This is a genomic window from Jiangella asiatica (genome assembly GCF_004349065.1).
In the GTDB taxonomy this organism is placed as follows: Bacteria; Actinomycetota; Actinomycetes; order Jiangellales; family Jiangellaceae; genus Jiangella; species Jiangella asiatica.
Genome location: NZ_SMKZ01000061.1, coordinates 18,558 through 38,534, shown reverse-complemented (window position 1 = coordinate 38,534; position 19,977 = coordinate 18,558). Strand labels below are relative to the sequence as shown.

The following is a 19,977-nucleotide window of genomic DNA, read 5'->3' as shown; positions in this document are numbered from 1 at the left end:
GCCCTCGACAGCGCCTTCCGCCGTCGGGGAGGCCGAGGCTGACGGGGCGCGGACCCCGGGCTGCCCAAGCGGCCCGGAGCCCGCGGCCGATCATCGCGGCGTCACCGGAGGATGGTGATCTCCGGGCCGGTGATCTGCTGGTTCACGCTCTCCAGGTACACGACCTGCTGGCTCTGCCGGCGCGCTGAGGAGGGCATCTGGGCGGTGGTGGTGACGCGGCCGAGCTCGTCGGCGGTCGCCTCGCCGACCAGGACGTCCTGGCCGCGCTCGGGGTTGCGGATGTAGACATTCACCGTCTCGCCCGGGTCGTAACCCCAGGCCTGGACGCCGACCGTGCCGCGGAACTCGACCTCGGTGCGGTCGACCACGACCTGCTCGCCGACGGTGTTCTCCGGCGTGCGGATCTCCTGCACGGTGCGCTCGCCGGCGTCGTTCTTGCGGATGACGACGCCGTCGTGGTGCTCACCGTTGGCGTAGCGCGCCTCGTAGGTGATCGAGTCCTCGGTGACGTCGATCATCTGGTAGAGCTGAGCGTCCTGCGCCTTGTTCATGATGTCGGCGCCGTTGTCGGTCCAGACCGAGCCGTCGACGTCGTACATCTTGCCGCCGGACACCGAGACCGCGTAGACGGTGCTGTCGTGCACCGTGGCGGACTTGCGCGACGACGACACGCTGCCGCGCCCGTAGGTGTGGTCGTGACCCTGGAGCACCAGGTCCACGCCGTACTCCTCCAGCAGCGGGCCCCACTGGCCACGCACTACCGGGTTGTTGCGTCCGGACGCGGTCGAGTACACGGGGTGGTGGAACGTCACGACCGTCCACTTGTGCGGGTTGCTGGCCAGGGTCTGGTCCAGCCAGGCGGTCTGCGTCGCCATGAGCGCCGCGTCGCCCTGGATGTTGGTGTTCAGGCCGATGAACCGTACTCCCTGATAGTCCACGTAGTAGATCGTGTTGCGCAGCGCGGCGTTGACGGCCTCGTCACCGAAGTCCGGTCCGTTGTCCGGGAACGGGAACTGCGGCTGCCAGAAGGTCGACAGCTGCCCGCCGCTGTACTCGTGGTTGCCGGGGACGGAGATGTTGTTGACCTGGCTGTTGATGAAGCCGTCGGCGGCGTGCCACTGGCCCCACTCCTCCTCGCTGTTCGCGGAGTTGATGAGGTCGCCGGCGTTGACGATCACCTTGGCCTCTGGCCGGTCGGCGAAGGCCTGCCGGAACACTCGCGGCACGGCGGAGTCGATGTAGTTCTGGGCGTCGCCGTAGTAGATGAAAGAGAACGGCTCGAACGCCTCGGACGCGGTGGTGAAGTCGGTCCACTCGCTCCAATTGACCCCGTCGCCGACCCGGTACGTGTAGCGGGTGTTCGGCGTGAGGCCGGTGAACTCGACCTGGTGGTACACCGAGGCGTAGCCCAGTGACGTGTTCACCGGGCTGGTGGAGCTGGCCATGACGGTGCGGACGGCATCCGCCGGCGGCTGCACGCCGCCCAGAGCGATCGGTGCCTCCAGGATCTGCGCCTGGGCCCACTCACCGCCGACCTCCGAGCGCCACGACACCTTCTGCGACGTCGCCGGCGTGGTCGTGGGCGTGAGGATGATCCGGTCGGGCATGGCCGACGGCTCGTAGATCTCCGCCGCCGGGACCTGCGTCGGCGGCTCGCTGTCGGCGCCCACGGCCGCCGGGACGACCACCAGGCCGCCGCCGAGCAGCGCGGCACCGACGACCACCCCGGCACCGCGCCGGGAGCGCAGCGGAACCCGCGTTCTGACGTCTCTCACGATCGAGCCTCCTTCTTGCCGGACACTCCGCGTCCGTGCCGGACCCGCGGACAGCCGCCGGCGTCCACGCCACGGCCGGGTCCGATTCAGCCACGGGCGGGCGAAAGCTCGCGGTCGCCCAGATCGCCGGTGGCTGGCCCATCGATGAACAGACGGAGCCGCCGTCCACTCTTGCGACTCGGTCGCATCGGCGGCGCCAGCAGCGACCGAATGGCCATCGACCAGCGGCCACCCGGGCACGCCGTCGTCACCAGGTGTTCACGCCGGTCTGCCTACGATTCCGGCCGTGCCGAGCCGGACCGTCTCGCCGTGGACCGCGCGGGAGTCCGCGCCGTGGCCGGGACCGCCGCGCTCGGAACCTCCTTGGCCGGGCCCGCTGCGGCCCGGACGCGCCCTCCCGGGGATCGCGCTGGTGTTTCTCGCGCTGGCGCTCGGCGCCTGCGGCGGCAGCACACACAAGGACGAAACCCTGATGGACGCGCAAACGACCGGCGTGCTCGACATCGAGGGTGGAGAGTGCTTCTCCGATCCGCGGTATTCCGCCGCGGCCGCTGAGGAGGTCGTCCTCTTCATACCGTGTGAGGACGGCGCGGACAACCAGTCGTACTCCTTCGTGCACGCGCCGGACGGGCCGTGGGACCGCGACGAAGTGGCGGCGCTGGGCTGGGCGGGGTGCGGCGACGAGTTCGCGCAGCGGTGGAGCAGTGTGGAGGAGTCGGGACTCGACTTCTATCCGATCCTGCCGACCGAGCAGACCTGGGCCGACGGTGACCGCGTCATCATGTGCGCCGTCTACGACCCCGACGGCCAGCTCAGCGGATCGACGCTGCCGACGGGCTGACGTTCGGCCGAAATGTCGGCCTCGTCCCGTTTGGGGCCGACGCTGCGTGGTACTCCGGCCTGTGTGCCAATCACGTCACGCTATCCGGAGGACCCCATGACGAATGGTCATCAGGTCGACGTCCGCGAACTGCTCCTCGACTCGCTGCTGCGCCGCCCGCTGCGGCTGGCCGCCTGAGACACCCAACCGGAGCCGTTTGGATCGGCCGGCCACGGGTACGTGCAATCGCTAACAAGCCGGCCGAAAACGCCCACGAGGAGAGGCATTCATGAGCGCGGGCGCACGGGTCGCCGCGGCGGCGGCCAGCGGCTACATCCTTGGCCGCACGAAGAAGCTCAAGCTGGCCATCATGGTCGGCAGCACGCTGGCCGGCCGCCGGCTGGCCACCGATCCACGCGGCCTGCTGCGTCAGGCCGACGAGTTCGTCGAAAGCCGGCCCGAGCTGGCCAAGCTGTCCGAGCAGGTGCGCACGACGCTGTTCGCCGCGGCCCGGGCGGCTGCCGTCGGTACGGCCAGCCAGCGCATCGACCGGCTCAGCGACGCGATCCGCGACCGGAGCGACCGGCTGACCGGCGCGATCCCCGCGGTGGGAGAGGCGACAGAGACGGTGCGCAAGGGTCGTCGCCCCGGTGAGGACGATCCGGCGGACGACTCCGAGAGCGAGGAGCCTGCCGAGGAGCCTGAGGAGGAACTCGACGAGGAGTCCGCCGAGGAGCCGGAGCGCAAGCGGCGGCCGAAGAAGAAGACAGCCACGAAGACGTCGGCCCAGGCGCGCAAGCGCACCTCGTCGGCACGGTCGGGCTCGACGAGCGGACGGAGGTGAGTGTGGCCATGGCCACTCGTACCGAGACACGCGACCGCGACAGCGCCGGAACCGGCGGCGGCCCGCGGTCCCTGATGGACGAGCTGCCACTGGACCGGCTGAAGGACGAAGCTCGGCACGGCCTGGCCAGCGTCGGGGAGTGGGCCATGAAGTCCGCGAGCGACAAGCTCACCCGCGCCACCGAGCGGCTCGACGACATCGCCAACGGTGAACCCGCGGGTGAGGCCGTCAAGGGCGCCGCGACCGGAGGGGTGCCCGGCGCCGCAAAGGGCGTGATGAACGGCATCAAGGACAAGATCGCCGGCGTGTTCTCCCGGGGCGGGGATGGTGGTGGCGGCGACAAGGCGACCAAGGCGACGAACATCATCGAAGAGATCGACATCGGCGCGCCGATCGGCGTCGTCTACAACCAGTGGACCCAGTTCCAGGACTTCTCGAACTTCATGAAGAAGGTCGAGAGCGTGGAGCAGGTCTCCGACGAGAAGCTGGACTTCAAGGCGCAGCTCTTGTGGTCGCATCGCACCTGGGAGGCGACGATCCTCGACCAGGTGGCCGATCAACACATCGTCTGGCGCTCCGCAGGGCCGAAAGGGCACGTCGACGGCGCGGTCACGTTCCACGAGCTGGCCCCCCGGCTGACCAGGGTCGTCGTAGTCCTCGAGTACTACCCGCAGGGCCTGCTGGAGCGCACTGGCAACATCTGGCGCGCGCAGGGCCGGCGGGCTCGGCTGGAGCTCAAGCACTTCCGCCGGCACGTGATGATGCACCTCCTGGTCGACCCCGACCAGGTCGAGGGATGGCGCGGCGAGATCCACGACCGCGAGGTCTCCAAGACCCATGACGAGGCGCTCGAGGAGGAGCGCGCCGTGGAGGAGTCCGAGCAGGCAGAGGAACCAGAGGAGGACGTCGAGGACGAGGAGCTCGAGGACGAGGACGAGTACGACGACGAGTACGACGAGGAGCCGGCGGAGGAGCCGGCGGAGGAGGCATACGCGGACGAGGACGCCGAGGAGCCCGAGGAAGACGTGGACGAGGAACCGGTACCGCGCCGGCGTCGCCGGTCCCGCTGAGAGCGAAAGGTGTGCGTATGACCGTGGCGAACCAACGACATCCCGGAGGCGGCGGCCACCTGCAGCGCCCCTCGCCGACCGGCCTGGCGGACGTCGTCGACATCATTCTCGACAAGGGTTTGGTGATCGATGCCTACGTCCGGGTCTCGCTGGTCGGCATCGAACTGCTCACGATCGACGCCCGCATCGTCGTGGCCAGCGTCGACACCTACCTACGTTTCGCCGAGGCGACCAACCGCCTCGACCTCTACGAGCACGGCGGCAAGGACCTCCCCGAGCTGATGGGCAACGGCATGCGCGAGGGCGCGAAGGGCAGGACCTCCGGCGCCATCGAGGGCATCAAAGACGCCCTGACCGGCGACGACGAAGAAGAGGAGCGCGAGCGCCGACCTGTACGCAAGTCGACCTCCCGCCGGCGAAGGAGCAGCGACGAATGACACTCACACGACCGGACGCGGCCATGGACGACGAGCCGGCAGCCGCGATGGGTGGGCACGCGCACTACATTTACGCGATCGTTCCGGCCGGGACGACCGCACCGGGTGAGCTCACGGGTATCGACGATGCCCGGATCGAGGTGATCGAGCACGGCTCGATCGCCGCCGTTGTCGGTGTCCTGCGAACCGGCCGGGTCTTCGGGCGGCGCGACGACCTGCTCGCGCACAGCCGCGTCAACGACGCGATGGCCCTGCGCGGGCCGGTGGTCCCGGTCAGGTTCGGCTCGCTGCTCGCCGACGCCGACGAGGTGGTCACCGAGCTGCTGCTGCCGAACGGCCAGATCTTCGCGGATCTGCTGGCAGACCTCACCGGCCGGCGGCAGTTCCTGATCCGGGCCAGGTACGACGAGGAGGTCGTGCTCGCCGAGATCATCGTCGAACACGCCGACATCCGGATGCTGCGGGACCGAACCCGCGACCAGAGCGTCGAGATGAGCTTGGCGGAGCGGGTCAAGCTCGGAGAGCTGGTGGCCCGGGCACTGGAGGTCAAGCGCGACGTCGATGGCGCCGGACTGCTGGACCTGCTGACGCCGCACGCGGTCGACTGGAGCTTCCGCGAGTCCGGAGAGGTCGACTACCTCCTGGAGGCGGCGTTCCTGGTCGAGGACAAGCACCGGTCGTCCTTCGACGACGCGGCCGAGCAGGCGGCGACGGCCCTCGCCGGCCGCGCGCGTGTGCAGCTGCTGGGGCCGTCCGCGCCGTACGACTTCGTGCCGGGCGACGAGCGATGGGTTTCCTGACCGCCCTCGTGACCTGGCCGACCGCGCCGGCCCGCGGGGTCGTCGCGGTGGCCCGCCTGGTGGCCGCCGAGGCCGAGCGGCAATACCGCGACCCGAGCGCGATCCGGCGCGCGCTGGAGCAGGTCCAGCACGACCGCGAGGCCGGCCTGCTGTCCGAGGAGGAGGCTGCGGCGATGGAGGACGAGCTGATCGGGCGCCTGTTGTGAAGGCGGCCGCGGCGGAGCACGCGGCGCGCGAGAGAGGACTGAGAACGATGGCCGACACACGAGACCGGGCGCCCGCGACGCGCCCCTACGGCTCCGGGGTTGCCGGTCACGGGCTGGCCGGTTCGCAGCTGGCGGGTGCGCCACAGCCGGCCGACCTCGCCGACATCCTGGAGCGGGTGCTGGACAAGGGCATCGTCATCGCCGGCGACATCCGGGTGAACCTGCTCGACATCGAGCTGCTGACGATCCGGATTCGCCTGCTGGTGGCGTCAGTCGACAAGGCCCAGGAGATGGGCATCGACTGGTGGCGTCGCGACCCGATGCTGTCCTCCGGCAACGGCTCCGGTCCCGACCGCCGGCGTGAGGTCGAGGATGGCTGACCAGGGCTCGTATCTCTACGCCGTCGCCGGCCCGTTGCCCGATGCCGTGGTCGACGGGATCCGCGGCATCGACGGCGCGGCGGTCCGGCCGGTTCGCGACGGCGACCTCACCGCCGTCGTCAGCACCGTCGATCTGGCCGACTTCGGCGAGGAGTCACTGCGCCAGCACCTCGGCGACCCGGAATGGCTGGAGGCGGTGGCCAGGGCACACCACGGCGTCGTGGACGAGGTGGCCCGGCACGCGACGGTGGCGCCGCTGCGGCTCGCCACGGTCTGCGCCGACGACAACGGCGTCCGGGACCGGCTCGGCCGCTGGCGCGACGCGTTGCACCGGACGCTGGCCGACGTCGCCGGCTGCGCGGAGTGGAGCGTCAAGCTGTACCCGTCGCCGCCGGACGATCCGGATCGAGCGGGCGAGGCCGAGCCGGATGCGCTCAGCGGCGCGGAGTACCTGCGCCGGCGCAAGGCCGCCGTCACCCATCGGCAGGACGCGGCGCAAACGGCAGCCGCCGTCGCCGAGGACGTCCACGGGGAGCTGTCGCGGCACGCCGTCGCCGCCCGCCGGCTGGCGGTGCACGATCCGCGGGTCACCGGCAGCGCGACGCCGATGACGCTGAACGGTGCCTACCTGGTCGCCGACGGCGAGGCGGACCTGTTCCGCACCGCCATGGCCGCGCTGGCCGAGCGTCATGGTGACACCCGCGTCGAGGTGGCCGGCCCGTGGCCGCCGTACTCGTTCGTGACCGTGGAGCCGGCATGACGGTCGCACCGCCGCGCTCGGACACGAACGCCCAGATCTCGCTGGTCGACCTGCTGGACCGATTGCTCGGCACCGGCGTGGTGCTGGCCGGGGACGTCACGATCTCCCTCGCCGGCGTCGACCTCGTGCGCGTCGAGCTGCGGGCGCTGCTGACCTCGATCCGGGCGGAGGGGTCCGATGACTGAGCCGGTGCGGGTGCTGCCGCGGCGCATCGAGTCCGACGCGGACACCGTCGAGCGTGACCTGTTCAAGCTCGTCCTCACCGTCGTCGAGCTGATCCGCCAGCTCATGGAGCGTCAGGCGCTGCGCCGGGTGGACCAGGGCGACCTGACCGACGACCAGGTGGAGGCGCTCGGGCTGGCCCTCATGCACCTGGAGTCGGCGATGCGCGACCTGCGCGAGCGCTACGGGCTCACCGTCCGCGACCTCGATCTCGACCTCGGCCCGCTCGGCACGTTGCTGGGCGAGCCCTAGACGACCCTCCCGCGGATCAAGCGGAGCCGCGGATCTCAGTCCGGATCGACGGCGGCGAGCGGTTCGATCGCGGGCCCGGCCAGCACCGTGCCGTCCAGTCCGAACCGTGACCCGTGGCATGCGCAGTCCCACGTGCGCTCGGCGTCGTTGAAGGTGACGAGGCAGCCGAGGTGGGTGCAGCGGGCGGAGAGACGGTGCAGCGCGCCGGCCTCGTCCCGGTAGGCGGCGACGGCGCGGCGGCCGTCGCCGACGACGCGTCCGGTACCGGGCGCGATGCCGTTGGTGCCGCGGTGGACGGCCGCGTCGAACCGGTCGCCGACGAACCGGCCCGCGACGTAGGCGTTGGCCTTGGCGAACTCGGCGGCCGACTGCCGGACGGTGCGGCGCAGCGGGTCGAAGACGCCGGCCAGCGGGTTGTCGACACCGGTGATGAGGTCGCGCAGCAGCACACCGGCCAGGGTGCCGTTGGTCATGCCCCAGTGGCCGAAGCCGGTGGCCACCCAGACGTTCCGGGTGAAGGGGTGGTACCGGCCGATGTAGGGGAGAGTGTCGACGCTGGTCAGGTCGTGCGCGAGCCAGCGGTGGGAGAAGCGCTCGACCCGGAACCGTTCGCGGGCCCACCGCTCGAGGCGCTCGTACCGGGCCGCGACGCTGACGTGGGCGCCGACGCGGTGTGCCTCGCCGCCGACGATCAGCAGCACCCGGCCGTCGTCGAGCGGGGTGGTCCGGACTGAGTGCCGGTCCTCGGTGCTGATGTACATGCCGGCCGGCGCGTCCCCCGCGTCCGTCGGGGCGGCGACGACGAGATCGCGGCGCGGCTCGAGCCGGGCGAAGTAGAGGCCCCGGTCGAAGACCGGGTAGTGGGTCGCGACGACGACGTGCCGGCCGCGCACCGGACCGGCCGTCGTGTCGACGACGCACGGGTCGCCCTCGGTGAGCCGGGTCGCGCGGGTCCCGGTGAGCACGTAGCCACCGTCGCCGGGCAGCCGTGCGGCCAGGGCGAGCAGCCAGCGGCGCGGGTGGAACTGGGCCTGCCCGGTGAAGCGCACCGCGCCGGCCACCGGGAACGGGAGCCCGGTGTCAGTGACGTACTCCGCCGGCAGCCCGGCCTCGGCCGCCGCCGTGGCCTCGCGACGTTGGCCGTCGGCGGAGGAGTCACGCTCCACGAAGGTGTAGCTGTCCCGCGGGGAGAGGTCGGCGTCCGCGCCCAGCACGGCGGCCTCCGACACGATCCACTCGCGGGCGAGCTGCTGTCCGGCACCGTACGCGCGAGCGGTGTCCGGGCCGAACGAGCGGCCCAGCTGCGCGTAGATCGCGCCGTGCTGGCTGGTCACCTTAGCCGTGGTGTGCCCGGTGACGCCGGCGGCGAGCCGGTCGGCCTCGATCAGTGCGACCGTCCGCCCCGCTTGGCGCAGGAGGTACGCCGTCGTGATGCCGGCGATGCCCGCGCCGAGGACCACGACGTCCACGTCCGGTGGCGGCGTGGCCGGCGGGTGCGCCGGCTCCGAGTCGTCGGTGCTGGTCATCCAGTACGAAGGGTTCGACATGGCCGGTACGTGTCCTCAACTCGACGGCGGGGCTGGGATGGGCGCGGCGGCCAGTGCGCTCGCCACGGCGACGAGGTTCGCCGCCATGGTGTGGCCGGTCGAGCGCGACCAGTCATGGCCCTGCTCGGTGTCGAGGTAGTTCGGCCCCGGGCCCGGTCCGAGGTGCCAGTACGTCCATGACTGCGCCGGAATGGTGAAGCCGATGTCCATCATGCCGCCGCACAGCTCGGAGATGACGTGATGGGCGCCGTCCTCGTTGCCGGTGACGACGACTCCGGCGACCCGGTCGAATGCGACGGGGCGGCCGCGGTCATCGGTCTCGGAGATCATCGCGTCCATGCGCTCCAGCGCTCGCTGTGCCAGCGACGACGGCCGGCCCACCCAGGTCGGTGTCGCGAGCACGAGGATCTCGGAGTCGAGGATCGCCTCGTGGATGCCCGGCCAGTCGTCGCCGTCCCCGAGGTCGGTCGCCACGCCTGGTGGCACCTTCAGGTCCGCGAGCCGGAACGTGGAGACGGTGACGCCGCGGCTCTCCAGCCCTTCGACGACGACGGCGGCCAGCGCGCCGGTGTTGGACGGCTCCGGCGACGCCTTGAGCGTGCAGTTCAAGACCACGGCTTTCACGGCACTCCCTCCGTCGGCTGCTGCGTCAGGTACCCGGTGACGGCCCCGGCATGCGGCCACGCGTGCGCCGTTAGCCCGACGCGCGACCGGGTAACGCATCGGCATGAGCGAACCTCACGATGTCGTCGACCTGATCATGAAGGATCACCGAGAGGTGGAGCGGTTGTTCGAGCTGCTGCGCACCGATCCGGGCCAGCGAGAGCTCGCGCTCACCGAGGTGACCGCGCTGCTGGTGGCGCACAGCAGAGCCGAGGAGTCCGAGGTGTACCCGGTCGCCCGCGACGAGGCCGGCGAGACCGACGAGGTGGCGCACAGCCAGGAGGAGCACGCCGAGGCCGAAGCGATCCTCGAGCGGCTGAAGGCGATGGACGCGCGGGCACCGGAGTACGAGTCGGTGCTCCAGGAGCTGGTCGACTCCGTCAGCCACCACGTCGAGGAGGAGGAGAAGACCGTCCTCCCCGGCATGCGTGAACGGCTCAGCGACCAGCGGCGGGCCGAGCTCGGCGAGGCGTTCCTGACCGCGCGCGCCGAGCACCTGGGCGAGAAGCCGGGTGAGGCCACCCGCGAGGAGCTGGCCCAGCAGGCCCGCAACCTCGGCGAGGAGGGCGTCGGGTCGATGACCAAGGAAGAGCTGATGGAGACGGTGCGTCCGGACTGACGCACCCGCGCAGCTGGGAGGCCACGTGGCACGGTCGATCTGGAAGGGCTACATCAGCTTCGGGCTGGTGTCGATCCCGGTCGCGATGTACTCGGCCACCGACGAGCACGAGGTCGACTTCCACCAGTTCCAGCGCGGCACGTCCGACCGCATCCGCTACAAGCGGGTCAACGAACGGACCGGCCGCGAGGTGGACTACGAGGACATCGTGAAGGGCCACGACGTCGGCGGCGGCGAGCATGTCATCGTCGAGCCGGACGAGCTGACCGACATCGCACCGGGCAAGTCGCGTTCGTTGGATATCGCCCAGTTCGTCGACCTGGCCGACGTGGACCCGATGCTCTTCCAGAAGAGCTACTACCTCGGGCCGGCCGACGAGGAGAACACCTCCTCCTACGCGCTGCTCCGCGCCGCCCTGGAGAAGACCAACCGGGCCGCCGTCGCGACGTTCGTGATGCGCAGCAAGGAGTACCTGGCCGCGATCCGCGCGTCGGACAAGGTTCTGGTGCTCGAGACGATGTACTTCGCCGACGAGATCCGCGACGCGGCGAAGACCGTCGGCAACCTGCCCGATGCCCGGGCCGGCCGCAAACAGCTGCAGATGGCCGTCGACCTCATCGACGCGATGACCGAGCCTTGGAAGCCCGAGGCGTACCACGACACCTACACCGAGCGGGTGAAGGAGCTCGTCGACGCCAAGCGTGAGGGCGAGGAGGTCGTGGTCGAGAGCGCGCCGGCCGCCACTGAGGTGAGCGACCTGGTGACGGCCCTGCAGGAGAGCGTGGAAGCGGCGAAGAAGAGCCGCGGCGGGAAGAGCGGCGGCGCGAAGAAGCGTGCTGGTACGAAGAGCGGCGGCACCCGGACCTCCAAGGGCCGGAAGACGACGAAGAAGAAGGCGGCCGCCTGAGCGGCGAACGGCCGGCGGGAGCCGGACCGGGGATGGGGCGAGAGCCCGCCGTACCGCCACGACAGGTACGTCCGGCGGGGTCGGCCTGACACACTCGACTGCGTGCCCGACCACGCCGTCCGGCTGCGCGCCGACTGTTCGCGCTGCGCCGGCCTGTGCTGCGTCGTGCCGGAGTTGACGAGGTCCGCGGACTTCGCCGTCGACAAGCCGGCCGGCCAGCCGTGCCCGAACCTGCGCACGGACTTCGGGTGCGGCATCCACGACCGGCTCCGCGAGCGCGGCTTCCCCGGCTGCACGGTCTACGACTGCTTCGGCGCCGGACAGCAGGTCGTGCAGGTGACGTTCGGCGGCGGCGACTGGCGGTCGTCACCGGAGCTGGCCGACGCCATGTTCGCCAGCTTCACCACGATGCGGCACCTGCACGAGCTGCTGTGGTACCTGACGCAGGCGGGGTCGCTCGCGCCGGACCGGCAATTGCGGGAGCGGATCGGCGCGGCCTTCGCCTCGATCGACGCGCTGACCGCGCTCGCGCCGGACGAGCTGGCGTCCGTCGACGTGGATGCGCACCGAACGGCAGCCGACCTGCTGCTGCGCGAGGTGAGCACGCTGGTGCGCGCCGACCACCATGGCCGCGACTTGCGCCGCGCCGACCTCATCGGTGCCAAGCTCCGCCGGGCCGACCTCGTCGGGGCGGACCTGCGCGGTGCGCTGCTCCTCGGTGCCGACCTGCGCGGCGCCGACGTGCGACGGGCCGACCTGATCGGGGCGGAACTGCGCGGCGCGGACCTGTCCGGCGCCCGGCTCGACACCGCGATCTTCCTCACCCAGGCGCAGGTCGACGCCGCCGGCGGCGACGGCGACACGGTACTGCCGCCGTCGCTGGCTCACCCGGCGCACTGGTCATCAGCCTGATCCCAGACCGCCCACCTGACCATGATCACGGGGGAGGGGCGGGAGCGGCGTCGCTGCGGGTGATCCGGTCGGCGAGGAACTCCTGCTCGGCGAGGTTCCCGGTGAGCGCCAGCGCGGCCCGGTAGGCGTCGGCGGCCTCGGCGTGCCGGCCCAGGCGACTCAGCAGGTCGGCCTTGGTGGCCGGCAGGTACCGGTAGCCGTCCAGCCTGGTGTCACGCTCCAGGGCCTCGACCTCGGCCAGCGCCGCGGCCGGCCCGTCCACCATCGACACCGCCACGGCGCGGTTCAGGGCTACGACCGGCGACGGCCAGACCCGCAGGAGCGTGTCGTAGAGGGTGCGGATCTGCGGCCAGTCGGTCTCGGCGTAGCTGGAGGCCTGGGCGTGCAGGGCCGCGATCGCCGCCTGCAGTGTGAACCGTCCCGGTGGCCCGGCGGTGAGCGCGTCGACGACGAGCCGGTCGGCCTCATCGATGATCACGCGGTCCCAGGCCGAGCGGTCCTGTTCGTCCATCCGGAGCAGTCGGCCGGTGTCGTCGGTACGGGTGGCCCGGCGGGCGTGGTGAGCCAGCAGCAGCGCCAGCAGCCCGGCCGTCTCCCGCTCGGCCGGCAGCAGGAGCCGCAGCACCCGGGCCAGGTCCAGGGCGCGGTCGGCGAGCTCGTCGCGGACCAGACCGGACCCGGAGTGGGCGGTGTGGCCGGTCGCGTGGAGCAGGTGGATCACGGTCAGGACGGTGTGCAGCCGGGCCGGCAGCTCGGCCGGCGACGGCACCGCGTAGCGGATGCGTGCGGTCGCGATCTTCTTCTTCGCCCGGGTGATGCGGGCGGCCATGGTCGTCTCGGAGACCAGGAACGCGTGCGCGACGTCCGCCGTCGGCACCCCGCAGACCAGCCGGAGCGTGAGCGCGACGCGGGCCTCCTCCGCGAGCGCGGGGTGGCAGCAGGTGAAGATCAGCCGCAGCCGGTCGTCCGGGATGGCGGCGCCGTCGTCACCCGCACCGCCCGCGACGCCGGACCCCACGCCGTCGTCGTCGGGCGGTTCGAGCAGGAGCGGCAGCTTGGCCCGCAGGGTGCGCTGCCGCCGCAGCACGTTGAGTGCGGTGCGGCGGGCGACCGTGGTGAGCCACGCGCCGGGCCGGTCCGGGACACCGTCGGCGGCCCACGACGTGAGCGCCTGGACGTAGGCCTCCTGCACCGCCTCCTCGGCGGTGTCCATGTCGCGCGTGACGCGCACCGTGGCGGCGAGCACGAAGGTCCACTCGCGACGGTGCGCGTCGGCGACCGCCTCCTCGACCCTCAGGACAGGCCCTGGAAATCCAGGCCGAGCAGCGGGCGCACCTCGACCCCGCCGTCGACGATCGGGGTCATCCGGGCCAGCTCGATCGCGTGGTCGAGGTCGCGGGCCTCGATGATGAACACGCCGGCCAGGACCTCCTTGGTCTCGATGAACGGCCCGTCGGTGACGAGGTCGCCGCGGATCGAGGTGGCGGTGGAGCTGGGCTCCAGCGCGAGGCCGCCGACCTCGCGGCCGCCGGCGGCGACGATGCGTTCCGGCAGCTTCTCGTGAGCCGCGATCACCTCCGGCGGCAGCTCGGGCGCGGTGCCGCCGGGCGCCTCGCGCTCGTAGATGAGGACCGCGTACTGCGTCATCGGAGAATCCCTCTCGGAGGAGAACAACTCGTTCAGCCAGGTCTGCCAGGCCCGCTCGGTGGCGTCGCGGTCGACTCCGTCGGCGAACAGGTGGTGTGCCACGCCGACCGGCCAGCCCCAAGCGCCCCGGCCGTAGACACGGTACAGCGCGTCGCCGGTTCGGACGCCGAGGAACTCCGGCGTCAGGTAGTCGACGACGCCGTCGATCGCCGGCAGGCCAGGCGGGGTGAGCCGGACCGCGTCGCCGGCGCTGACGTCGTCAGGGACGCCCAAGGCGCGGCGGACCGCCGCGAAGCCACCGGCGGCCGACGACTCGGGCCCGTCGGCGGACACGTACGCGGCCTCCCGGCCGGCGAAGTGGCGCACGTACTCGCCGAGCGAGTGGTAGTAGAACTTCGTGTGCTCGCTCCCGGCCGCGACCTCCTGAGCGTCGTCAGCGCGGCCACGGTGCCGGTAGGCCAGGTGGGTGCCGGTTTTCGACGGGGTCAGCACGCAGTCCAGCTGGTTGAGCCCGCCGCGGTCCGGCCCTTCGGTCGCGAAGTGCCGGGGCGGGTCCCAGGAAGTCACGGTGCCTCGCGCGGTCAGCCCGCGCGCCGCCCCGCCGACCCGTGGCTCGTAGCTGATCGGCCACAGCCAGCCGCCGGCGTGCACGGTGATCGCGTCCCAGACCTGCTCGGGCGTGGCCCGCAGCTCGCCCTCCCAGCGGAACTCGAACGTCTCGGTCATCTCGGTCGTCTCCCTCGGTGTCGTGTGTTCGTTCATCTCCTCGACACGCGGGCGGCAACGATTTCGACAGCGGCGGCGGTGGAATCTCAGACGTGTTCGGAGACCAGCACGGCCACGGTGTCCGGCGCGAGCGCCCGGAACACGTGGGGCAGGTCGCCGGGGTAGGCGACGTAGTCGCCGGGCAGCAGCTCGACTGGGTCGTCGGTGAGGCCGACCAGCGCACGGCCGGAGCTCAGCACCACGTGCTCGACCACGCCGGGCATGTGGGGTTCGGACTCGCGCGGCTCACCCGGCTGGGCGGCGACGCGGTAGATGTCGCGGCGGGCGTTCGGCGGACTCGCCGACAGCACCGTCGCGACGTAGTCCGATCGCTCCGACGCCACACCCGGACCCTCGCCGGCCCGGATGACCTGCACCTTCGGCCGCTGTGGCTCGACCAGGTGGGCGAAGGGGACGTCGAGGGCGACGCTGAGCGCCCACAACGTCTCGACGCTCGGGTTGCCCGTCGCCGACTCCAGCTGCGACAGCGTCGACTTGGCGATGCCGGCGCGGCGGGCCAGCTCGGCCAGGGACAGCCCGACGCGGCGCCGCTCGCGCTGCAGGGAGGCGGCGATCACGGTGAGGGGCGCTCCGGTGTTCTCGGCCATGCGATCGTTCGCTCCATCGGTCGGTTCGTTCGCCTTGACGAACACTACACAATCGTTCAGTATAGAGGACCATGCGTTCGATCTGGCGAACGATCCGGTCGTCGCCGGGCCTGGGCCGCGACATCGGGTTGGTCTGCGCCGCCGACGCCGTGGTCGGGCTGTCGTTCGGCGCCATCGCCGTCGGCGCCGGGCTGCCGGTGTGGCTGCCGATGCTGCTGTCGCTGGTGGTGTTCGCCGGTGCGGCGCAGTTCATGTTCGTCGGGCTCGTCGCCTCCGGCGGCAACCCGGTGGCGGCAGTCGTCGCCGGGCTCCTGGTCAACGCGCGGCACCTGCCGTTCGGGTTCGCCGTCGGCGACGTGCTCGGGCGTGGCTGGCGGCGCGTGGCCGGCAGCCACGTCATGATGGACGAGTCCGTCGCGTTCGCGCTGGCCCAGCCGGACCCGGCCCGGCGGCGCGCCGCGTACTGGTCCGTCGGCATCGGCGTGTTCGTCTGCTGGAACCTCGGTGTCCTGGTCGGGGCGTTCGGCGGCACCGTGGTCACCGACACCGACCGGTTCGGCCTGGACGCCGCGTTCCCGGCCGTTCTGCTGGCCCTGGTGCTGCCGTCCCTGCGCGACCGCGCGACCCGCTGGTCGGCCGTGGCGGGGGCAGTGATCGCGCTGGTGACGACACCGTTCCTGCCGGCCGGGCTGCCGGTGCTGCTGGCCCTGGCCGGGGTCATCATGGTCGCGATCACAGCGCGGCGCTCGGCGCCGTCGGAGGTGGCACGATGACGACGTCGTGGGTGGTGCTGGTGGCCGCGGTCGTCGTGCTGGGCGCCGGCACGTTCGCCTTCCGCTACGCCGGGCCGGTCCTGCGCGAGCGTGTGACGCTGTCGCCCGAGGTCGAGCGCCTGGTCGGCATCGGCGCCGTCGTCCTGTTGGCCGCCCTCGTCGCGACGACCGCGCTCACGGCCGACGGCTCGCCCGCCGGCGTGGCCCGGCCGGCCGGCGTCGCCGTGGGTGGCGTGCTGGCCTGGCGCCGTGCCCCGTTCGTCCTCGTCGTGGTCGCCGCCGCAGGCGTCGCCGCCGCCCTCCGCGCCCTCGGCGTCCCGTAGCTCACCCCCCTCGGCGCCCCCCTTCTCCCGTTGATCATGGAGTAGGTCAGGTTCCGCCGCGCTGCGAAGCTGATCTACTCCATGATCAACCGCGAGCGGACGTGCCGGCGGATGCGCTCGACCGTGCGGCCGGCGTGGTGGAGGACGTCCTCTGCCGTCAGGGTGATGACGATCCATCCCGCGTCACGCATCGACTCGTCGCGGAACCGATCGCGACGCCATTGCCGCCGGTCGGTGCGGTGATGGTCGCCGTCGTACTCGATGGCGATCCTGAGGTCGGGGTAGGCGAGATCGGGGCGGGCCAACCAGCTGCCGGTGTCGTCGATCACGTTGAAGCCGACGACGGGGAACGGCAGGCCCGCGCGGACGATCAACAGCCGAAGGCGGGACTCCATGGGGGAGTCGACGCCGGGCCGGACGAGCCGCAATGCTTCGCGGGCGCGCACGATGCCCCGGCGGCGGGCGTGCCGTGCTGCCTCGTCTGCCAGGTCGTCCGGCGAGCACCAGCGGCGCAGGATCGCGTCACCGAGCACGACCAGGTCGTCGACCCGCCAACCGGCAGCGACCTGGAAGAACGCGCGCCGAGGATGGACCAGGGCGATGCCGCCCACGTTGATGACGGTGGCCGGGTCGAGTCCGACGTGGCCCTCGGTGCCCCGAATCCGGGGTACGACCGCGCCCGGCTCCACCATGACGTCGATGCGCCCGTCGAAGCGGGGGACCGGAAGATCGCACAAGAGAGCGGCGGTCTCGTGGCTGAATGCCGCGCCGGTCGGCAGGGCCAGGCCGACCGCCTGGCAGGCCGCGCGGAGCGACGTTGGGTGGTCCGCCGGCACCCGGACCCCACGGACGGGCGCCCGGAATCGCGTACCGTCGAGCACACCCTTCGGCACCCCGACGCGGCGGGCTTCGGTGACGAGGAACGGCGCGTCGTGGAATGGCGGTGGCAGGTGGACGAGACGAGGCATCGCCCGATCATGACCTGCCGCGCGACCGCTCCAGGGGTTGTCCACAGGCCCAATCCCCCCGGCCTCTGTTGATCATGGAGTTGGTCAGGTTCCGCGGCATCAGGAACCTGACCAACTCCATGATCAACGGGGGAGAGGAGCGGGGAAAACTCGGTGGCGGGGGTGTCTGGGACGTTGTCATGATGGCGGCATGACCACCTTGCCTGTTCTCGTGTCGCTGTCCGTCGCCGCCGTTGCTGGCGCGACGCGGCAGCAGACGCGCGCCGGTTGGGGGTCGATCGCCACCGCGCCATGAGCGCGGCGCTGCTCGCGGGGTTGCTGGCCGGTTACGGCATCGCGATCCCGGTCGGTGCCGTGGGCGCGTATCTGGTTGCGCTGACCGCGCGAACGTCGCTGCGGGTGGGTGCGGCCGCGGCGCTGGGCATCGCCACCGTCGACGGGCTGTATGCGGTCGCGGCGGTGCTGGGCGGGGCGGCGCTGGCCGGCTCCATCGAGGCGTACGCCGAATCGCTGCGCTGGGTCTCCGCCGCCGTGCTGCTGGTCATGGCGGCCGCCGGCGCCGGGCGGGCGTACGCGCGGCACCGCGCCGGCCCGCTGCTCAGGGACGCGACGCTCGACCGCCGCCCGGCCACGGCCCTGCGGTCCTACGTCGCCTTCATCGGCATCACGGCGGTCAACCCGCTGACTGTCGTGTACTTCGCCGCACTCGTGGTCGGCAGCCGGGCCCAGCTGGACGGGAGCGCCGAGGCGACGGTGTTCGTCGCCGCCGCCTTCGCCGCCTCCGCCAGCTGGCAACTGCTGCTGGCCAGCGGGGGAGCGCTCCTGGGCCGCGTGGTCACCAGCGAGCGGGGGCGCCTGACGACGGCGCTGGTATCCAGCGCGGTGATCGTCGCGCTGGCGGTGTCGATGATGGCCGACTGATCAGGCGCGGGCCGGGTCAGGAGCTGCTGGCCCGGCCCAGCGGCTGCCGGACCAGGATCTCGTCGACGTAGCAGTACTGCCAGTCCGCCCCAGGCTCCAGGGACTGGATGACGGGGTGGTGCTCGCGCTCGTAGTGAGCCGAGGTGTGCTTGTGCGGCGAGTCGTCGCAGCATCCGACGTAGCCGCACTTCATGCACAGCCGCAGCTGGACCCAGGTGGAACCGATGTCGACGCATTCCTGGCAGACGTCGATGTCGGTCTCGGTGTAGTGCATCTGGTCCTGGTGGGTGCACGACGTACTCATCGTCTCCGCCCGCACGTAGCGGTACCGAGAGCGCAGCAGCCGGTCTGGGACGAACCGGGCGAAGTGCCGCGACTGGGCGGCCAGCAGCGGCGCGGCGATCGCCAGCACCAGCACATACAGGGCCACGAACGGCCCGATCCGCTCGTCCAGGCCGGCCGCGATGGCCAGGGTCGCCAGGATGAGCGAGAACTCGCCGCGGCCGAGCACCGTCAGGCCGATGTTCGTGGCGGCGCGCTGATTGAACCCGAACAGCCGGGCGGTGACGATGCCCGCCGTTAGGTTCGTGCAGACGGTGATGACGACGGCGACGGCGGCCGGCAGCGCGACCGAGCCGAGGTCGCCGACGTCGATGGTGAGCCCGAACGAGACGAAGAAGATGGCCGCGAAGACGTCGCGCAGCGGCATGACCAGCTGTTCGACACGATCCTTCAGCGAGGTCCGTGACACCACCAGGCCGATCATGAGCGCGCCGATCGCCTCGGACACGCCGACCTCCAGGGCGATCCCGGCCACCAGCACGACGAGCCCGACCATGAGGATGGCGAGCAGCTCGTCCTCGCGGCTGTTCAGCACCAGCGCGATCGCCCGCGCGCCGAACCTGGCCATCGCGAACAGCAGCACCAGGAAGCCGAAGCTCACCAACAGGTCGACGACGAAGTCGGCGGTCGAGCCGGAGTCGTTGAGCACCGGCGACAGCAGCGCCAGATAGAACGCGAGGAACATGTCCTCGATGACGATGATGCCGAGGATGATCGGAGTCTCGGCGTTGGTCAGCCGGCGCAGCTCGATGAGCAGCTTGGTGGCGATGGCCGACGACGAGATGCCCAGCGCGCCCCCCGTCACCAGCGCCTCGGACGTGCCCCAGCCGAGCGCGAAGCCGAGGGCCAGGCCGGCGGTGACGTTGAGCCCGATGTAGACACCGGCGGCGATGAACAGCCGGCGGCCGCTGCCGAGGACCTGCTCGGCCGGGAACTCCACGCCGAGGTGGAACAGCAGCAGCACCAGGCCGAGCGAGGCGAGGATCGCGAGATCCTCGGGGTGGTCGATCAGCACGGGGCCGGGCGTGCCCGGGCCGAGCAGGATGCCGACCAGCATGTAGCAGGGCACGGTGGGGAAGCCGTACCGGCGACCGAGCCGTGCGACCAGGCCGGCGATGAGGACGATCGCACCCAGGCCGACGAGGTCCGCGTGCACGCCCTAGCCCTCGAAGAACGTGCCGGTGAGGACCGCGCCGAGCTTGAGAGCCTGCTCGCCGGTCAGCTCGAGCACGGCCGTCGGTTCCTCGCCCTTGTCGGTGAAGACGTAGAGGTCGCGGATGCCCTGCCGCACAACGACGGAGATGCGCTGGGTGCTGCTGCCCAAGTCGATGTCGTAGCGCTTCCCGATGCCGGGGAGCTCCTGCATGTGTACGCCCTGGCCCATGACGGTGTCCTTTCCTCCAGCCGATCCAGCGG

25 protein-coding genes are annotated in these 19,977 nt (G+C 71.6%); 16 read left to right on the top strand and 9 right to left on the bottom strand.

The genetic code is table 11. The annotated features are described in order from the left end of the window. Positions 1–101 precede the first annotated feature (101 nt). Positions 102–1,775, bottom strand: coding sequence for a purple acid phosphatase family protein (locus tag E1269_RS27825; RefSeq protein ID WP_203434142.1), 1,674 nt, complete (start codon positions 1,773–1,775; stop codon positions 102–104). A 286-nt stretch (positions 1,776–2,061) separates the two neighbouring features. On the opposite strand from E1269_RS27825, the gene E1269_RS27820 reads away from it, so the two are divergent. The 10 genes from E1269_RS27820 (at position 2,062) to E1269_RS27775 (ending at position 7,566) form a co-directional block, all read left to right on the top strand. After that, the gene (locus E1269_RS27820) at positions 2,062–2,616 is read left to right on the top strand and encodes a hypothetical protein (RefSeq protein WP_131900761.1); all 555 of its coding nucleotides are present in this window, start codon (positions 2,062–2,064) and stop codon (positions 2,614–2,616) included. 268 nt (positions 2,617–2,884) lie between these two features. Further along, the gene (locus E1269_RS27815; RefSeq protein ID WP_131900759.1) at positions 2,885–3,439 is read left to right on the top strand and encodes a hypothetical protein; all 555 of its coding nucleotides are present in this window, start codon (positions 2,885–2,887) and stop codon (positions 3,437–3,439) included. A gap of 8 nt (positions 3,440–3,447) precedes the next feature. After that, complete coding sequence (locus E1269_RS27810; protein ID WP_131900757.1) at positions 3,448–4,509, top strand: SRPBCC family protein; 1,062 nt, start codon at positions 3,448–3,450, stop codon at positions 4,507–4,509. Between the two features lie 17 nt (positions 4,510–4,526). After that, positions 4,527–4,946 (top strand): gas vesicle protein GvpJ, encoded by a 420-nt coding sequence (gene gvpJ / locus E1269_RS33615; protein ID WP_131900755.1) that lies wholly within the window; start codon positions 4,527–4,529, stop codon positions 4,944–4,946. Next, the gene (locus E1269_RS27800) at positions 4,943–5,746 is read left to right on the top strand and encodes a GvpL/GvpF family gas vesicle protein (RefSeq protein WP_131900753.1); all 804 of its coding nucleotides are present in this window, start codon (positions 4,943–4,945) and stop codon (positions 5,744–5,746) included. Before gvpJ ends, E1269_RS27800 begins: the two co-directional genes overlap by 4 nt. Then, positions 5,734–5,952, top strand: a complete 219-nt coding sequence (locus tag E1269_RS27795) for a gas vesicle protein GvpG (protein WP_131900751.1) — start codon at positions 5,734–5,736, stop codon at positions 5,950–5,952. The genes E1269_RS27800 and E1269_RS27795 overlap by 13 nt, the downstream gene beginning before the upstream one ends. A gap of 47 nt (positions 5,953–5,999) precedes the next feature. Next, positions 6,000–6,332: a gas vesicle protein gene (locus E1269_RS34030; RefSeq protein ID WP_131900749.1), complete on the top strand. Its 333-nt coding sequence runs from the start codon at positions 6,000–6,002 to the stop codon at positions 6,330–6,332. Continuing rightward, entirely contained in the window at positions 6,325–7,092 is a 768-nt protein-coding gene (locus E1269_RS27785) for a GvpL/GvpF family gas vesicle protein (RefSeq protein WP_131900747.1), read from the top strand. Before E1269_RS34030 ends, E1269_RS27785 begins: the two co-directional genes overlap by 8 nt. Continuing rightward, positions 7,089–7,277, top strand: a complete 189-nt coding sequence (locus tag E1269_RS27780) for a gas vesicle protein (protein WP_131900745.1) — start codon at positions 7,089–7,091, stop codon at positions 7,275–7,277. The genes E1269_RS27785 and E1269_RS27780 overlap by 4 nt, the downstream gene beginning before the upstream one ends. Then, positions 7,270–7,566 carry a gas vesicle protein K gene (locus E1269_RS27775; protein WP_131900743.1) on the top strand — a complete coding sequence of 99 codons (297 nt, stop codon included), beginning with the start codon at positions 7,270–7,272 and terminating at the stop codon, positions 7,564–7,566. The genes E1269_RS27780 and E1269_RS27775 overlap by 8 nt, the downstream gene beginning before the upstream one ends. 35 nt (positions 7,567–7,601) lie before the next feature. Here E1269_RS27775 and E1269_RS27770 read toward each other — a convergent pair whose 3' ends face one another. Both E1269_RS27770 and E1269_RS27765 read right to left on the bottom strand, forming a co-directional pair. Then, complete coding sequence (locus E1269_RS27770; RefSeq protein ID WP_131900741.1) at positions 7,602–9,113, bottom strand: FAD-dependent oxidoreductase; 1,512 nt, start codon at positions 9,111–9,113, stop codon at positions 7,602–7,604. Positions 9,114–9,128: 15 nt separating this feature from the next. Then, positions 9,129–9,737 carry a flavodoxin family protein gene (locus E1269_RS27765; RefSeq protein ID WP_131900739.1) on the bottom strand — a complete coding sequence of 203 codons (609 nt, stop codon included), beginning with the start codon at positions 9,735–9,737 and terminating at the stop codon, positions 9,129–9,131. Positions 9,738–9,840: 103 nt separating this feature from the next. Here E1269_RS27765 and E1269_RS27760 point away from each other — a divergent pair, with 103 nt between their 5' ends. From E1269_RS27760 to E1269_RS27750, 3 genes are all read left to right on the top strand, one after another. After that, positions 9,841–10,395 carry a hemerythrin domain-containing protein gene (locus tag E1269_RS27760; RefSeq protein ID WP_131900737.1) on the top strand — a complete coding sequence of 185 codons (555 nt, stop codon included), beginning with the start codon at positions 9,841–9,843 and terminating at the stop codon, positions 10,393–10,395. A gap of 25 nt (positions 10,396–10,420) precedes the next feature. Then, on the top strand, positions 10,421–11,302 hold the full coding sequence (gene ku, locus E1269_RS27755; protein WP_131900735.1) for a non-homologous end joining protein Ku: 882 nt from the start codon (positions 10,421–10,423) through the stop codon (positions 11,300–11,302). 102 nt (positions 11,303–11,404) lie between these two features. Further along, the gene (locus E1269_RS27750) at positions 11,405–12,214 is read left to right on the top strand and encodes a pentapeptide repeat-containing protein (protein WP_131900733.1); all 810 of its coding nucleotides are present in this window, start codon (positions 11,405–11,407) and stop codon (positions 12,212–12,214) included. Positions 12,215–12,239: 25 nt separating this feature from the next. On the opposite strand, the gene E1269_RS27745 is transcribed toward E1269_RS27750, so the two are convergent. From E1269_RS27745 to E1269_RS27730, 3 genes are all read right to left on the bottom strand, one after another. Next, the gene (locus E1269_RS27745; RefSeq protein ID WP_131900731.1) at positions 12,240–13,460 is read right to left on the bottom strand and encodes an RNA polymerase sigma factor; all 1,221 of its coding nucleotides are present in this window, start codon (positions 13,458–13,460) and stop codon (positions 12,240–12,242) included. 47 nt (positions 13,461–13,507) lie between these two features. Continuing rightward, positions 13,508–14,587, bottom strand: a complete 1,080-nt coding sequence (locus E1269_RS27735) for a YciI family protein (RefSeq protein ID WP_203434141.1) — start codon at positions 14,585–14,587, stop codon at positions 13,508–13,510. Positions 14,588–14,673: 86 nt separating this feature from the next. Continuing rightward, positions 14,674–15,234 carry a helix-turn-helix domain-containing protein gene (locus E1269_RS27730; protein WP_131900729.1) on the bottom strand — a complete coding sequence of 187 codons (561 nt, stop codon included), beginning with the start codon at positions 15,232–15,234 and terminating at the stop codon, positions 14,674–14,676. A gap of 71 nt (positions 15,235–15,305) precedes the next feature. Between E1269_RS27730 and E1269_RS27725 the strand changes: the two genes are divergently transcribed. Together E1269_RS27725 and E1269_RS27720 are read left to right on the top strand one after the other, a co-directional pair. Continuing rightward, positions 15,306–16,007: an AzlC family ABC transporter permease gene (locus E1269_RS27725; protein WP_131900727.1), complete on the top strand. Its 702-nt coding sequence runs from the start codon at positions 15,306–15,308 to the stop codon at positions 16,005–16,007. Then, positions 16,004–16,330: an AzlD domain-containing protein gene (locus E1269_RS27720; RefSeq protein WP_131900725.1), complete on the top strand. Its 327-nt coding sequence runs from the start codon at positions 16,004–16,006 to the stop codon at positions 16,328–16,330. The genes E1269_RS27725 and E1269_RS27720 overlap by 4 nt, the downstream gene beginning before the upstream one ends. 74 nt (positions 16,331–16,404) lie before the next feature. Here the strand turns inward: E1269_RS27720 and E1269_RS27715 are convergent, their stop codons facing one another. Further along, entirely contained in the window at positions 16,405–17,298 is an 894-nt protein-coding gene (locus tag E1269_RS27715; RefSeq protein WP_131900723.1) for a DUF559 domain-containing protein, read from the bottom strand. Between the two features lie 291 nt (positions 17,299–17,589). Here E1269_RS27715 and E1269_RS27710 point away from each other — a divergent pair, with 291 nt between their 5' ends. Further along, a complete protein-coding gene (locus E1269_RS27710) occupies positions 17,590–18,219 on the top strand; it encodes a LysE family transporter (protein WP_131900721.1) in 630 nt (209 codons plus the stop codon). A 16-nt stretch (positions 18,220–18,235) separates the two neighbouring features. Here E1269_RS27710 and E1269_RS27705 read toward each other — a convergent pair whose 3' ends face one another. Both E1269_RS27705 and E1269_RS27700 read right to left on the bottom strand, forming a co-directional pair. After that, entirely contained in the window at positions 18,236–19,717 is a 1,482-nt protein-coding gene (locus tag E1269_RS27705; RefSeq protein ID WP_239001052.1) for a cation:proton antiporter domain-containing protein, read from the bottom strand. Positions 19,718–19,720: 3 nt separating this feature from the next. Further along, on the bottom strand, positions 19,721–19,945 hold the full coding sequence (locus E1269_RS27700) for a cation:proton antiporter regulatory subunit (protein WP_131900719.1): 225 nt from the start codon (positions 19,943–19,945) through the stop codon (positions 19,721–19,723). Positions 19,946–19,977: the final 32 nt, after the last annotated feature.

Bases quoted from the DNA above. Each gene is read 5' to 3' on its own strand.
- E1269_RS27815 (WP_131900759.1), top strand. From the start codon at position 2,885: ATGAGCGCGGGCGCACGGGTCGCCGCGGCGGCGGCCAGCGGCTACATC.
- E1269_RS27810 (WP_131900757.1), top strand. From the start codon at position 3,448: ATGGCCACTCGTACCGAGACACGCGACCGCGACAGCGCCGGAACCGGC.
- gvpJ (WP_131900755.1), top strand. From the start codon at position 4,527: ATGACCGTGGCGAACCAACGACATCCCGGAGGCGGCGGCCACCTGCAG.
- E1269_RS27800 (WP_131900753.1), top strand. From the start codon at position 4,943: ATGACACTCACACGACCGGACGCGGCCATGGACGACGAGCCGGCAGCC.
- E1269_RS27795 (WP_131900751.1), top strand. From the start codon at position 5,734: ATGGGTTTCCTGACCGCCCTCGTGACCTGGCCGACCGCGCCGGCCCGC.
- E1269_RS34030 (WP_131900749.1), top strand. From the start codon at position 6,000: ATGGCCGACACACGAGACCGGGCGCCCGCGACGCGCCCCTACGGCTCC.
- E1269_RS27785 (WP_131900747.1), top strand. From the start codon at position 6,325: ATGGCTGACCAGGGCTCGTATCTCTACGCCGTCGCCGGCCCGTTGCCC.
- E1269_RS27780 (WP_131900745.1), top strand. From the start codon at position 7,089: ATGACGGTCGCACCGCCGCGCTCGGACACGAACGCCCAGATCTCGCTG.
- E1269_RS27775 (WP_131900743.1), top strand. From the start codon at position 7,270: ATGACTGAGCCGGTGCGGGTGCTGCCGCGGCGCATCGAGTCCGACGCG.
- E1269_RS27770 (WP_131900741.1), bottom strand. From the start codon at position 9,113: ATGTCGAACCCTTCGTACTGGATGACCAGCACCGACGACTCGGAGCCG.
- E1269_RS27760 (WP_131900737.1), top strand. From the start codon at position 9,841: ATGAGCGAACCTCACGATGTCGTCGACCTGATCATGAAGGATCACCGA.
- E1269_RS27735 (WP_203434141.1), bottom strand. From the start codon at position 14,587: ATGACCGAGACGTTCGAGTTCCGCTGGGAGGGCGAGCTGCGGGCCACG.
- E1269_RS27730 (WP_131900729.1), bottom strand. From the start codon at position 15,234: ATGGCCGAGAACACCGGAGCGCCCCTCACCGTGATCGCCGCCTCCCTG.
- E1269_RS27725 (WP_131900727.1), top strand. From the start codon at position 15,306: ATGCGTTCGATCTGGCGAACGATCCGGTCGTCGCCGGGCCTGGGCCGC.
- E1269_RS27720 (WP_131900725.1), top strand. From the start codon at position 16,004: ATGACGACGTCGTGGGTGGTGCTGGTGGCCGCGGTCGTCGTGCTGGGC.
- E1269_RS27715 (WP_131900723.1), bottom strand. From the start codon at position 17,298: ATGCCTCGTCTCGTCCACCTGCCACCGCCATTCCACGACGCGCCGTTC.
- E1269_RS27710 (WP_131900721.1), top strand. From the start codon at position 17,590: ATGAGCGCGGCGCTGCTCGCGGGGTTGCTGGCCGGTTACGGCATCGCG.
- E1269_RS27700 (WP_131900719.1), bottom strand. From the start codon at position 19,945: ATGGGCCAGGGCGTACACATGCAGGAGCTCCCCGGCATCGGGAAGCGC.